The 13,456-nt window shown below is 70.1% G+C and carries 11 protein-coding genes; 10 read left to right on the top strand and 1 reads right to left on the bottom strand.

All coding sequences use genetic code 11. From position 1 onward, the window contains the following. Window positions 1-263: 263 nt before the first annotated feature. The 9 genes from ACTWP8_RS05265 (at window position 264) to ACTWP8_RS05305 (ending at window position 11,253) form a co-directional block, all read left to right on the top strand. The gene (locus tag ACTWP8_RS05265; RefSeq protein ID WP_443320958.1) at window positions 264-1,526 is read left to right on the top strand and encodes an MFS transporter; all 1,263 of its coding nucleotides are present in this window, start codon (window positions 264-266) and stop codon (window positions 1,524-1,526) included. Next, window positions 1,527-2,381, top strand: coding sequence for an alpha/beta fold hydrolase (locus ACTWP8_RS05270; protein WP_443320959.1), 855 nt, complete (start codon window positions 1,527-1,529; stop codon window positions 2,379-2,381). Between the two features lie 177 nt (window positions 2,382-2,558). Beyond that, a complete protein-coding gene (locus ACTWP8_RS05275) occupies window positions 2,559-3,287 on the top strand; it encodes a class I SAM-dependent methyltransferase (protein WP_443320960.1) in 729 nt (242 codons plus the stop codon). Window positions 3,288-3,301: 14 nt separating this feature from the next. After that, window positions 3,302-4,588 carry a preATP grasp domain-containing protein gene (locus ACTWP8_RS05280; protein ID WP_443320961.1) on the top strand — a complete coding sequence of 429 codons (1,287 nt, stop codon included), beginning with the start codon at window positions 3,302-3,304 and terminating at the stop codon, window positions 4,586-4,588. 4 nt (window positions 4,589-4,592) lie between these two features. Continuing rightward, complete coding sequence (locus tag ACTWP8_RS05285; RefSeq protein ID WP_443320962.1) at window positions 4,593-5,225, top strand: SET domain-containing protein; 633 nt, start codon at window positions 4,593-4,595, stop codon at window positions 5,223-5,225. A gap of 102 nt (window positions 5,226-5,327) precedes the next feature. Beyond that, window positions 5,328-6,731, top strand: a complete 1,404-nt coding sequence (locus ACTWP8_RS05290; RefSeq protein ID WP_443320963.1) for a KamA family radical SAM protein — start codon at window positions 5,328-5,330, stop codon at window positions 6,729-6,731. A 72-nt stretch (window positions 6,732-6,803) separates the two neighbouring features. Then, window positions 6,804-8,126 carry a lysine N(6)-hydroxylase/L-ornithine N(5)-oxygenase family protein gene (locus ACTWP8_RS05295; protein WP_443320964.1) on the top strand — a complete coding sequence of 441 codons (1,323 nt, stop codon included), beginning with the start codon at window positions 6,804-6,806 and terminating at the stop codon, window positions 8,124-8,126. Further along, window positions 8,123-9,271, top strand: a complete 1,149-nt coding sequence (locus ACTWP8_RS05300) for an NAD(P)/FAD-dependent oxidoreductase (protein ID WP_443320965.1) — start codon at window positions 8,123-8,125, stop codon at window positions 9,269-9,271. The genes ACTWP8_RS05295 and ACTWP8_RS05300 overlap by 4 nt, the downstream gene beginning before the upstream one ends. Further along, window positions 9,268-11,253 carry a class I tRNA ligase family protein gene (locus ACTWP8_RS05305; protein WP_443320966.1) on the top strand — a complete coding sequence of 662 codons (1,986 nt, stop codon included), beginning with the start codon at window positions 9,268-9,270 and terminating at the stop codon, window positions 11,251-11,253. Before ACTWP8_RS05300 ends, ACTWP8_RS05305 begins: the two co-directional genes overlap by 4 nt. Here ACTWP8_RS05305 and ACTWP8_RS05310 read toward each other — a convergent pair. Then, window positions 11,244-12,575 (bottom strand): aminotransferase class I/II-fold pyridoxal phosphate-dependent enzyme, encoded by a 1,332-nt coding sequence (locus ACTWP8_RS05310; RefSeq protein ID WP_443320967.1) that lies wholly within the window; start codon window positions 12,573-12,575, stop codon window positions 11,244-11,246. The two genes, ACTWP8_RS05305 and ACTWP8_RS05310, sit on opposite strands and share 10 nt — an antisense overlap. A 36-nt stretch (window positions 12,576-12,611) precedes the next feature. Here ACTWP8_RS05310 and ACTWP8_RS05315 point away from each other — a divergent pair, with 36 nt between their 5' ends. Beyond that, the gene (locus ACTWP8_RS05315; protein WP_443320968.1) at window positions 12,612-13,364 is read left to right on the top strand and encodes a pyridoxamine 5'-phosphate oxidase family protein; all 753 of its coding nucleotides are present in this window, start codon (window positions 12,612-12,614) and stop codon (window positions 13,362-13,364) included. Window positions 13,365-13,456 lie beyond the last annotated feature (92 nt).

Consider the following 13,456-nt stretch of genomic DNA (forward strand, 5'->3'; position numbering starts at 1 on the left):
CGGATTGACCGCGGAAGAGGCTTCCATAGATCCCCTGCCCGTGGCAACATTGGCGGCCGATTGGGGAAAGCGTCACTGTCATCTTCAGGACAATGTCCCCATCAGGACAATGTCCGCTTCAGGACATTGTCAGCTTCAGGACATTGTCCGCTTGAGGACATTGTCATCTTCAGGACACGGGGGAGCAAGCGTGGTGCGTCGTGGTTGGTCGAGCATTGTCGATGACCGGTTGACTCGCGGGTGAACGCCGCACAATGACACCGATGCCGCAGGACTTACAGGACTCTGAAACTCCGGTCATCACCTACAGACAAGTCCTCACGAGTCGCAACGTCCCGCAACTGCTGCTGGCCGCATCTCTGTCCAGGCTGGCGCACGGTATGTTGCTGTTCGTCATCGTGCTCTATGCGATAGCCGAGTTCGACTCCGCCTCCGTCGCAGGCATGAGCGGGTTCTTTCTGACTCTCCCGGGGTTCCTTGTGAGCCCCATCGCCGGTGCCGTACTGGACCGGTTCGGAGCGTTGCGCGCGGTCGCACTCGACACGGCCGCGAGTGCCGTGTTCATCGGCGGCATCGCCGTCTTCTCCCTGGCGGAGAAACTGACTCCAGTCGTTCTCTACGTGCTGCTGACCCTGTTCTCACTGACCAGCCCGCTGACCGACGGCGGAATCCGGACCCTGTTCCCCCGGTTCGTGCCGGATGCCGCGTACGACCGGGCGAACGCCCTTGACCTGAGCACCTACTCGGTGATCGAGGTGGGTGGGCCGCTGGTCGCCGGAACTCTGTTCGCGGGCGTCGGCGCCAACCCCACACTGCTCACCGTGGCCGCCATGTACGCGCTGGCCGGGCTGAGCCTCGCCCTTCTGCGCGGCGGCTCCGTCCCCGCGCGCGGGCCCGCACAGCCGGGCGAGCAGCGGCAGCACCTGCTGCGCTCGGCGTGGGAGGGCATCAGGTATCTGCTGCGCAACGCCACGCTGCGCGGCCTCGCGGCCTCCTACTCCCTGTTCCAGGTCTCGTACGGGATGCTGGTCCTCATCGTGCCGGTCGCGATCGCGAAGTGGGTCACGGACGACGGGAGTTCGTCGGGCCGCTATGTCGGCCTGATGTGGGCGATCGCGGGCCTGTGCGGAGGGCTGGGCGCGCTGGTGGCCGGGAAGCTCGTACGGTCCGGGGTGGAGCGCCGCTACATGGTGGGCGCGACCGTGCTGGCCGCGGTCGCGATCTTCCCGGTCAGCGCGCTGGGTTCGGTCGTCGCGCTTGGCGCCGGCCTGGCCGCGTTCGGCCTGATGGAGGGGACGGTCAACGTCAGCCTGCTCTCGCTCCGGCAGCGGCGTACGGCCCCCGGCTGGCTGGGCCGCATCATGACCGTCTCCATCAGCGTCAATCTGATCGGCTTTCCGATCGGAACCGCGGCGGGCGGATTCCTGGTGGGTGCCACGACACCCGAGCGGGCGCTCGCGACCGCGGCGGCGCTCACCCTGGCTTCCGCGGTCTGCGCCCGCCTTCTTGTCCCCCGGGAGGCCTGAATGGTGCTGCGACTGGCCGACTCGAGGTGGGGCAGCGGTCCTTTGCTGGTGTGCCACTCCGGTGGTCCCGGGATGCATCCCGGCTACCTGGAGCCGTTGACCGCCCTGGCCGGCGGCCACACCGTCGCGGTGGTGCACCCGCGCGGCACGGGCGGCAGCCCGCGGCCCGGTGATCCCGGCGCATACGCGTTAAGCGAGTACGCGGACGACCTGGTGGCCTGGATCGAGAGGGAGGCCGGAGGGGAGCCCGTCGATCTTCTGGGCCATTCGCACGGCGGAGTGGTCGCCTCGCTCGCCGCCGCACGTCACCCGCGTCTCGTACGGCGCCTGGTGCTGCTGGCGACGCCCGCTTACGGCGGCGACGACGCCGAGGAGATGGCAGAGGACTTCCAGCGCGTGCGGCGGTCCGAGCCCGAGGTGGCGGAGGCCCTGGCAATCCTGGAGGCCCAGGGGGACGCGTATCCGTCCGACGACGCCGCTCTCGGGCGGCTGATCGCGAGCGTCATCCCGCTCTGGGTGGGCCCGATGTCGGAGCGCACGAGAGCCTGGCAGGCGCAGCTCGCCCGGTGGCCGGCGAATGTCGACGCGCTTCGCTACTTCAATGAATCGGTATTCCCTTCGCTGGACGAAGCGATGAGCCATGCCGACGAGGTGCGCTGTCCCACTCTGGCCGTCGGCGGGGAACTGGACGGCTGGGCGGGCCCGAGTCATCTCGAGCGGCTCGCGCGGTCCTTCGGAAATTGCCGCACCGAAGTCGTGGCCGGCTCAGGGCACATGTGCCATGCCGACGCCACCGAGGCCGTAGTGACGGCGATCGGCGGATTCCTGCGGAGCGGCGTCGAAATACAGGTATGATCTCAAGGAAACCGGGGGACGGGGCACATGTGAGCGGCAGATATTCGTAGGCTTCGCTGCGCATTTCATCGACTGCCGAAGCTGATTTCTTCTTCATGGTGAGAGTGGCCCCCGTGTGCCCCTTTGGGCTGTGGGCGACGGCGTTCCGACCGCAATGAGAAAGCGAAAGGAAGCAAGTTGAGCGAGCAGCAGGACTGGGAAGAACAGGATTCCAGCGAATTCATCGAGCTCGGTGAGTACTTCGTCCCCGAGCGCCAGGTGCAGATGGACGTCGTGACCTCCCTCATTCCCGAGCCGCAGAATCCGGCCGAGTTCCTGGATCTGTGTTGCGGCCAGGGTCGGCTGAGCGAGGCGCTGCTCAAGGCCTTTCCGCAGGCCACCGTGGTGGGCCTGGACCTCAGCCGCACCATGCTGGACACCGCGCGACGCGAGCTGTCCGCCTACGAGTCCCGGTTCCGGACCGAGCAGTTCGACCTCGCCGGGAAGGACTGGCGAACGCGCGACGAGGCCCCGGCCGCCGTGGTGTCCTCCCTGGCCATCCACCACCTGGACGGGGACGGCAAGCGCGAGCTCTTCCGCGATGTGTTCGCCATGCTGCGCCCCGGCGGGGTCCTGGTGATCGCGGACTTGATCCAGCCGGTCGGCGAGCGCGGTGTGGCACTCGCGCGCCGGATGTGGAACGAGGCCGTCAAGGCCCAGAGCCTCGTCGGCACCGGGGGCACGGAACCGTACGAGAAGTTCCACGCCCTGGAGTGGAGCTGCTACGAGTACCCGGACGACCTCGACAAGCCGTCCCCACTCTTCGACCAACTCGGCTGGCTGCGCGACGCGGGATTCAGCGAAGTCGATCTCTACTGGATGAAGGCGGGCCACGCCGTCTACGGCGGCGTGAAGCCCGGAGAGTAGTGAGGAGAACCACCGTGCAGCGCGACTATCCCCTGCTGGTCTTCGGCAACTTCGTCAACGAACTGATGGTCACCGTCCCGGTGCACCGGCACGCGGACGCCCTGATCGCCGTGTCCCCGCGCAAGATCTGGCTGACCAGGCCGGGCGATGTCCTCGTCACACCCAGGCCCATGTCGGGGCCTCTGCGCGACTACGCCTGCGACCTGCTCGGGTTCTCCCCGTCCGAGGTGACGCTGCTGGACGCGCCCGCCGACGACCTGGCTCCGCTGACCGCCGCGGTCCGCCGTAGCGGCCTCGTGGACAGGCTGCGTTGGGAGGCGCGGGACCGGCCCGGCATTCGGTTCCAGGCGTTCGCCCAGGACCGCCCCGCCGTCGAACTCGCCGCCGAGATCGGCGTACCGGTGGAGGGCTACGGCGCGGAGGGCGTTCCCTCGAGAGCCGTGGAGGCCGCGTACCGGATCAACACCAAGCCCGGCTTCCGGGAGCTCGCCGGTGAGCTGGGCATCAGGACCGCCCACGGCTTCAGCTGCGGCACTCCGGACGAACTGGCCGCCGCCCTGCGGAAGGTCCTGGCCGACAGGGGCGCGGCGGTCGTGAAGCCGGCCCGGGGCTCCAACGGCTACGGAGTGAGCTTCTGGGAGGCCGGCGACCTGCCCGGCCTCGATGCCAAGCTCGCCGCGTACCTGCCCTCGGTCGCCGACCAGCCTCCGGGCTGGGTCGTCGAGGAGCGGCTCGACTTCGCCCGTGTCGTCACCGTGGAGATGGAGGTGTACGAGGACGGCCCGCGGGTGATGCACGTCGGCGAGATGCGAACTCCCAACGGCAGCTTCAGCGGCCAGGTCACGCCGCTGGTGGCGAGTTCCTCGGCCGTGGAGGAACTGGTCGAGGGCGGCCTCGCTCTGGGCCGCCATCTGCATCAGGCCGGATATCGGGGCCCGTTCGACATCGACGGCGGGATCACCGCGGACGACGTCCTCTACTCGACCGAGAGCAACGTCAGGAAGACCGGGTGCACCTACCTGGATCTGCTGGTCAGGCGGCTGCTCGGAGAGGAGCGGGCGGGCGCAGCCGTATGGATCGCCGACTCCAGGCCGGGCGGCGTGGAGCGGGAGTTCGCCGCGGGTCTCGCGCGGGTCCGGCAGGCCGGTCTGGACTTCAAGCCGGGCTCCGACGAGGGAGTCGTCCTCACCTCGGACACGCTGGCGTTCGACGGCAAGTGGCGCTACCTGATCCTCGGGAAGAGCCATACCAGGGTGGACGAGCTGGAGTCCGGTCTCGCCGATGCGCTGAAACTTCTCTGATCCCGTGCTGACCAAGGGAATCGACGTACGCGCGAGCCGTACGCACAACGTCGGGCTGTTCGCCACGGAGACCATTCCCGCCGGGACGGCGATCTGGAATCCGTGCACCAAGTGTTCGCGATGGTCCAAGGAGGAGGTCGCGGCGCTCCCCGGCGCGCGCTTCGCGGCGCTCGACACGTACGGGCATCTCCTCAGCGACGGCAGTCTGTTGCTGCCGTGCCTCGGCGCCTACCTGATGAACCACTCGTGTGAGGCCAACGTCCTCGACCTCGGTCTCGACTTCGGCGTGGCCGTCCGGGACATCGCCGCGGGCGAAGAGGTCACGTGCGACTACGCGACCTTCGTCGAGGACATCGGCTGGAGCATGGCGTGCCGGTGCCGCGGCCCGCGCTGCCGTGGACTGATCACGACGGAGCAGGGCGGAGACCCGGAGATCAGGGGCCGCTGGCGCGAACAGGTGGAGGGTGCGCTGCGGCAGCTCGCCGCGGTCGATCAGCCGCTCCACGATGTGCTCACCGAACTGAGCGAGCCCTATCGCCGCGCACTGGGCGGGATGACCGCCCTGGAGCAGGTGTCCACCGGCGCCAGTGTCTGCGCGCCCTCCTTCGTGTCGCCGGGCAGGCCGACGGGGGCGTGACGCCGTAACCCGCCCCGTGAGCCGGGTCCGTGGCAGTGGCGGCACCCCCGCTGCCACGGCCCGCCGCCTGCCGCCGACGTCGAACCGACCGAGAGGATACGCATGTCCGACGGCCTCCAGCAGCCCTACGCGTACCGGCGCCACGAAGCCGGGGAACCCGATCCGCGCCGCTTATCCGGGTGGCGTGACGTCACCGATGAGGAATGGAACTCCCCGCAGTGGCAGCGCGCCCACTGCGTGAAGAACCTCCGCCAGTTGCGTGAGGTCACTGGGGACCTGCTCGGCGACACCTTCTTCGCCGACCTGGAGCGCGACCAGCGCGAGCGCGCCACCATGTCGCTGCTCATCACCCCGCACATGATCAACACCATGGCGCCCGACGCGCCGGCGGACGGGCCCGGGTCGCTCACCGACGCCTACTACGCCGATCCGGTCCGCCGCTACATGCTGCCGGTCCTTTCCGACCGCAGAACCGACTTCCCCTCCCACCCGTACGCCGAACGGGATTCCCTGCACGAGCGCGACATGTGGGCCACGGAGGGCCTGACGCACCGCTACCCCACCAAGGTCCTGGCGGAGCTGGTGTCCACCTGCCCGCAGTACTGCGGGCACTGCACCCGCATGGACCTCGTGGGGAACTCCACCCCGCAGGTCAGCAAGACCAGTTTCACGCTGAAGCCCGAAGCCCGGCTGCAAGCCATGATCGACTACTTGCGGAAGACCCCGAGCGTGCGGGACGTCGTCGTCTCCGGCGGCGATGTCGCCAATGTCCCGTGGCCTCGGGTCGAGTCGTTCGTGAACGCGCTGCTGGAGATCGACTCCATACGCGACATACGGCTGGCCAGCAAGGCGCTGATCGGGCTGCCGCAGTACTGGATGGACGGCAAGGTGCTGGCCGGTGTCGGGAGACTGGCAGCCACGGCGCGCTCGCGTGGGGTGCAGATCGCGCTGCACACGCACGCCAACGCCGAGCAGCAGATCACCCGGAGCGTGTCCCGGGCCTCGCGGCTGCTGCTGGATGCCGGCCTGCGCGACATCCGCAATCAGGCGGTCCTGCTGCGTACGGTGAACGACAGCCCGGCGGCGCTCCTGGACCTGTGCTTCGCACTGCTCGACCGTGCCGCGATCATGCCCTACTACTTCTACATGTGCGACATGATCCCGTACAGCGAGCACTGGCGGACATCGGTCGCCGAGGCCCAGGATCTGCAGCACGCGATCATGGGGTATCTCCCCGGTTTCGCGACTCCGCGCATCGTCTGTGACGTTCCCTTCGTCGGGAAGCGCTGGGTCCACCAGCTCACCGACTACGACCGGGTGCACGGGATCTCGTACTGGTCCAAGAACTACCGCACCGCCCTCGACGCGGGCGACGCGGACGACCTGACGCGGCTCTACGAGTACTACGACCCCGTCTACACCCTTCCCCCCGAAGGCCAGGAGTGGTGGAAGGCGCACGCCCCCGGCGTTCCCGCCTTCGAGCCCCGCTTCTCCGCGGTGCGTTGAGGCCGCCGGGCGTGACCCACGTCGGCGGCAGTCAATGATCCGTCCATCGTCACTCGAAAGAGAGGTCCGGACATGGGACAGGAGAGTCCCGATCACCCTCCGGCGCACTATCGGTGTATCGGGGTCGGGGTGGGGCCAGCGAACCTGAGCCTGGCATCACTCCTCCACGGGCACGCCGAGGTGTCCAACCTTTTCGTCGACCGGAAGGCGGCCTTCGGCTGGCACGACGGACAGCAGCTACCCGGGACAACCCTGCAGGTCTCGCTGTTCAAGGACCTGGTCAGCCTCGCGGACCCGACGAACCCCTTTTCGTTCCTCGCCTATCTGCACGCCCAGGGGCGCGTCTACCACTTCCTCAACGCGCAGTTCTCCGCCGTGCCGCGGCAGGAGTTCCGCAACTACCTGGCCTGGGCCTGCGCGCGCAACGACAACATCGTCTTCGGCGAGGAGGTGCGGGAAATCGGCTTCGACGGCGTCTTCCGCGTCCGCACCGACCGCCGCACGGTGACGGCCGACAACGTCGTACTCGGGATCGGAAGCCGCCCGTTCGTACCGCCTCAGGGGCGGGACTGGCTGGGTCCTACCCAGTATCACGTCAGCGAGTTCATGGAGAAGGCGCGTGACCTCGGCGGCAAGCGGATCGTCGTGATCGGCGGCGGCCAGTCCGGCGCGGAGGCCTTCCTCGATCTCGTATCCCGGCCGGGCGCCGAACTGCCCCGGCGGGTCTCGTGGGTCTCGCGGCGGCGCAACTACTTCCCGATCGACGACTCACCGTTCACCAACGACTTCTACACGCCGTCCCACTCGGACTACTTCTCCGGCCTGCCGCGTGACGCGCGCAGGGCGTTCAACGACCAGCAGATCCTGAGCAGCGACGGGATCTCCGAGGAGACCCTCCGGTCGATCTACCAGCGGCTGTACGTCCACAGGTTCGTCGAGGGGTTACCGGATCTGGTCGGGCTCTACCCCAACCGCGAGGTGACCGAGGTGACCCGTGGCATCGGCGGCACGTGGGACATCGCGACCCAGCACAACGACCAGCCGGGGGAAGTGGAGCACCACGAGGCGGACGTCGTCGTGTGGGCGACGGGATTCAGGTCCGCACCGACGGATTTCCTGGCCCCGATCGCCGGCCGGCTGGAGCGCGAGGACGGCGAGCTCCGTGTCGACCAGGACTTCGCCGTGCAGTGGGACGGCCCGCCGGGGCGCGACATCTTCGTCCAGAACGCCGCACGGCAGCAACGTGGCCTGGCCGACCCCAACCTCAGCCTCAACGCCTGGCGCAGTCAGCGCATAGCCGACCGGCTGCGCGGGGTGCGCAGCGACGACCAGCTCGCGTCGTTCATCGAGTGGTCGACGAAGACCGCCGCCAAGAACGCGTGGCTCGCGGGATGACGGCCGCGACGCGTACGACCGTGGACGGGACCGCGACGCGTACGACCGTGGACGGGACCGTGGACGGGACCGCGACGCGTACGACCGTGGACGTCGCGGTCATCGGAGCCGGTGTCATCGGCTGCATGACCGCCCGCGAGATTCTGGCCCGCAGCCCCGGCACCTCGGTCATGGTCCTGGACCGCGACACGATCGGCTCAGGCGCCACCCGGCGCTCGGCGGGGCTGGCCTTCCCGCGCGGCGCGACCGAGCGGGTGCGCCGCATGTCCGCCTACAGCCAGGACCACTACGCGAAGCTGCTGGCGCTCCACCCCGAACTGCCCGTCCACCCCCTGCCCATGACCGTGATAGCCGCCCAGGCCGGGGAGGCGGCACTGCGCGGGATCTACCTCGGCAGCGCCCGTCTGCGGCGCGTCGCGCAGCCGCCGGACGACCGGATCCGGATCCCCCCGGACTCCGCGGCCTGGCAGGGCGAGGGCTGCCAGTACGCGGATGTGCACGCCCTCACGCACCTCCTCGGCCGAGGGCTCCGGGGGCAGGTCTCCTTCCGCGAGAGCGTGCGGGTCACCGAAGTCCGGCCCGGAGAACAGGCCGTTGTACTGGGCCTTGGCACCGGCGAGACCGTGATCGCCGACCGGGCCGTGCTCGCGCCGGGTCCGTGGCTCGCCGCTCCTGCCTGGAAGGGGCTCGTCGCGCCGCTGGGCGCCCGCGTGAAGAAGGTCGTGGCGATGCACGTCGACGTCCGGCCGGAAGAAGGCGACCACGCGATCGTCTTCCACGACGAGGACGCGTTTCTGCTGCCGCTGCACCACCGTGGCCACTGGCTGTTCAGCTATACGTGCCGGGAGTGGGACGTCGACCCGGAAACGGTCGCGGACGGGATATCCCCGGAGAACCTGCGGGAAGCCCGGGACGTCCTGGCCCGCTACGCGCCCGGCCTCGTCGAGCACTGCGTATCCGGGCGGGTCTTCTGCGACGCGTACAGCCCCACCGGCGGGCCCTTGGTGACGGCCCTCGACAGCCACCGGCGTCTGGTCTTCGCGGGTGCGGCGTGCGGCTCGGGCTACCGGCTGGCCCCCGCCGTCGCCGCGGAGGCGGCCGGTCTGCTCCAGCTTCCGCACCACGGAGAGAGGGACAACTCGTGATCATCAACACGTACGACCCGAGCGCGCTGTACGAGGCGTTCGGCATCGAGATGAGCTCGGTCGAGGGTCTGGGCGTGGGGGCCGGATGGGGCAGAGTCGCCCCGGGCCGCAGCTCGGACAGCCATCACCACGACGAGACCGAGTGCTTCGTCGTCGTCGCGGGCCGCGGAGAGTTCGTCGTCGACGGGGAGCGGTACGTCGCGGAGCCCGGCACCGTCGCGCTCTTCGAGCCCTTCGAGTCCCATGTGCTGGAGAACACCGGCGACTCGGATCTGGTCTTCCTGACGCAGTACTGGCGGGACGCCGACCGGGCGCTGAGGTCGGCATTGTCTCCCGAACGCAAGTCCTTCGGGGACCGGCCGGTCTTCGTCTTCTCCACCCCGCCGACGCCCAACGGCGATCTGCACCTCGGCCACCTGTCCGGCCCGTACCTCGGCGCCGACGCGTACGTGCGCTTCCAGCGCATGAACGGTGCCCAGGCATGGCATCTGACCGGCAGCGACGATTACCAGAGCTATGTGCTCGGCGCCGCGCGCAGGGAGAACCGGGAACCCGCGGAGGTCGCGGCTCACTACAGCGCCGAAATCGCCGAGACACTGCGGCTGATGGACATCCCGCTGGACCAGTACACGGTGACGAGCAGCGACGAGGCCTACCCGGCGGGACTGCGGCAGTTCTTCTCGCGTCTGGTCGCCTCCGGCTCGGTGGCTCCGGCGGAGGGCGAGGCGCTCTTCGACTCGGAGACGGGCCGGTACCTCTACGAAGTCGACGTCAGCGGCGGCTGTCCGCACTGCTCGTCCGGCACCGGCGGAAACATCTGCGAGGAGTGCGGGGAGCCGAACCTCGTCGCCGACCTGGCGGACCCGGAGTCGGCGCAGTCGGCGGCCGTCCCGCGCCGGGCCGCCGTCAGCCGGTACTCGCTGCCCCTCCACGAGTTCCGTGAGACCGTCCGCGAGCACCACCGCCTCGGCCGTGTCCCGGCGCGGCTCGGGGAGCTCGCGCACCGGCTCTTCGGCCGGCCGCGCTTCGACGTCCCCGTCACCCACCCGTCCACCTGGGGAGTGACTCCTGCCGAGAAGGCCACCGAGGGTCAAGTGATCTGGGTGTGGCCGGAGATGTCGTACGGGTTCCTGCACGGCATCGAGACCCTGGGCGGGCGGCTCGGCGAGGAGTGGAAGGCCCTCGCCCCCCGGCCGGACTGGAAGATCGTCCACTTCTTCGGCTACGACAACAGCTTCTACCACTCGGTGCTCTACCCGGTCCTCTACAAGCTGGCGTTCCCCGACTGGGCACCGGACATCGACTACCACGTCAACGAGTTCTATCTGCTCGAAGGCAGCAAGTTCTCCACCAGCCGCAGGCACGCTATCTGGGGCAAGGAGATCCTCGGCCCGGACAGCGTCGACGCCGTCCGCTACTTCCTCTCGAGCACCCGGCCCGAAGGGGTGCGTACCAACTTCCGGCGCGCCGCCTACGAGTCGATGCTCCAGGACACCCTCATCGGGACCTGGCAGGAGTGGCTGAACGACCTGGGGCGCCGTATCGACGAGCGCCATGCCGGCATCGCGCCGGACGCGGGCAACTGGACCCCGGAGCACTCGGCCTTCCTCGGCCGTCTCGGCAACCGGCTGGCCGCCCTGACCGGAAGCCTGAGCCCGGACGGGTTCTCGCTTCGCCAGGCGGCAGCAGAGCTGGGCGGCATCGTCGAGGACGTGGTCCGCTTCGGCCAGGGGCAGAGCCTGCTGGCCGGCAGCGAGGAGTGGCGGGACGAGAGCCGTACGGCCGTGGCGCTCGAACTCGCGGCGGCGCGCCTTCTGGCGGCCGGAGCCGCTCCGGTCATGCCCCGCTTCGCGTCCCGGCTCGCGGCCGCGCTCGATCTCCCCGAGCCCGCCGAGTGGCCCAGGGCGGTCGAACTCCTCACGCCGGGAAGCAAGGTCCAGCTGTCGTCCGCGGTCTTCTTCCGGCCGGCCGCTCAGCCGTAGCGCACCGAGGGTGCGGGGCCGGCCGCGGACGCCAGGGCGTCGGCGACCGGCCCGATGTCGTCGTCCGACAGCGTCGAGACGGTCACCCGCACCCCGGGTGGCGAGGACATCCGGAAGCGCGCCCCGGGTGCCACGGCCCAGCCGGACTGCAGCAGCCGCGCGACCGCACCCGTTTCGTCGGCCACCGGCACCCAGACGTTGATGCCGCTGCGGCCGTGTGCGGCGATTCCGCGCTCGCGCAGCGCGCGTACCAGGCTGTCCCGCCGGGCGCCGTACGCAGCGGCCACGGCCGCGGTGTCCACGGCACCCGACCGCCACAGCTGCACCACGACGTCCTGCAGCAGATGACTGACCCAGCCGGGGCCGAGCCGCAGGCGGCCGCGCACCCGGTCGATGGTGACGGGATCCCCGGTGAGCACGGCGAGCCGCAGGTCGGGCCCGTACGCCTTGGCGGTTGAGCGGACCAGCGCCCAGCGGGCCGAACTGCCCGCCAGGGGGTGGAGCGGCAGGTCGACGATGCCGTGGCCGTGGTCGTCCTCGATGAGCACGACTTCCGGATGGCTCTCCAGGACGGACCGGATGCTGTCCGCGCGCGGGCCGGTGACCGCCGCGCCGGTCGGGTTCTGCGCCCGGCAGGTGACCACGAGCGCGCGGGCGCCCTGCCGGAGCGCGCACTCGACGTCCTGCGGCAGCGGCCCGTCATCGTCCACGGCGACGGGCACGGCGCGCAGTCCCAGCGCGGGGATCAGGTCCAGCACGCTGCCCCAGCCGGGGTCCTCGACGGCGACCGCGTCACCGGGCCTGAGATGGGCGGCGAGCACCCGCTCGATCGCGTCGAGCGCCCCGGAGGTGACCGCAATGGGGCCGTCCGGTACACCGTCAGCCGCGAATGCGGCCCTGGCCTGTTCCGCCAGCTCGGCGCTGATGGGGGCGTCGCCGTAGAGCGCAGGGCGGCGGGCGTTACGGGCGGCGGCCTCGGCGAGCACCTCGCCGAGCGGGGGCAGCAGCGCGACGTCGGGGTTGCCCCTGGAGACGTCGACGACGCCCGGCGGGGCATCGACGCCGATCGCCTCCCGGGACGTGCTGGCAGGCCGCGCCCGCACCCTGCTGCCGCGCCTGCCCGCCGTCTCGATCACTCCGCGGTCGCGCAGCGTGCGATACGCGGCCGCGACGGTGTTCGGGTTGACCTCCAGCTGCTGCGCCAGTTCGCGCAGCGGTGGCAGGAGCTGACCGGGGCTCAACTCCCCTGATCCGACGGCCTGTTCCACGCTGGCCGCAATCTCGGCTGCGCGACGACCGGCGATCCGATACTCTCCTAGCACAAAGGAGATTATGCACTAGTTCAATGGAGCTTCGCAATGCCGGACACGGACGCCGCCGCTCACTCCGCCCACTCCGACCACTCCGCCCACGACGGGGCCTCAGCCGCCTACGAGCCGACCGACCGCACGGTGCCGACCCGCGCACGGCAGCGCGCGGCGTACGACCGCGAACTCGTCCACGCGATCCTCGACGAGGGCTACCTCTGCCACCTCGGCTTCGTCCGCGACGGCGCGCCCGTGGTGCTGCCGACGCTCTACGCCCGGGTGGGCGAGTGGCTGTATGTGCACGGCTCGACGGGCTCCCGGCCGCTGCGTATGGCGGGCCCGGCGGACTCCTCCGGCCTGGCGGACTCGGCGGACTCGGCCGACCCCGGACTGCCGGTGTGCCTCACCGTCACCCACGTCGACGGACTGGTGCTCGCGCGCTCCGCCTTCCACCACTCGGTCAACTACCGCTCGGTGGTGGTGCACGGCACCGCCCGGCAGGTGACGGACGCGGCCGAGCGCGCCGCTGCCCTCGACGCGATCGTCGACCAGGTGCTGCCGGGCCGCGCCGACGACTCCCGCCGGGCCAACGCGAAGGAACTGGCCGCGACCGCGGTGATCCGGCTCGACCTCGAGGAGGTCTCGGCGAAGATACGGTCCGGCCCGCCCAACGACGAGCCCGAGGACTTGTCGCTGCCGTACTGGAGCGGCGTCCTGCCGGTCACGCGCGCGTACGGCACGCCGCTCCCGTCCGACGACCTGGACCCGGCCGTCCCCCTCCCGGCCTACCTGGCGTCCCGCTGAGCAGGACCTACGCCCGGCGCTACCCGCCCAATTTCCCGCCCGGGTGTGGGCATTCGTTCGGCGGGGCGATGGGGGTCCCCCATAGCCTGAAC

The organism is Streptomyces sp. 7N604 (assembly GCF_052245475.1).
In the GTDB taxonomy this organism is placed as follows: domain Bacteria; phylum Actinomycetota; class Actinomycetes; order Streptomycetales; family Streptomycetaceae; genus Streptomyces.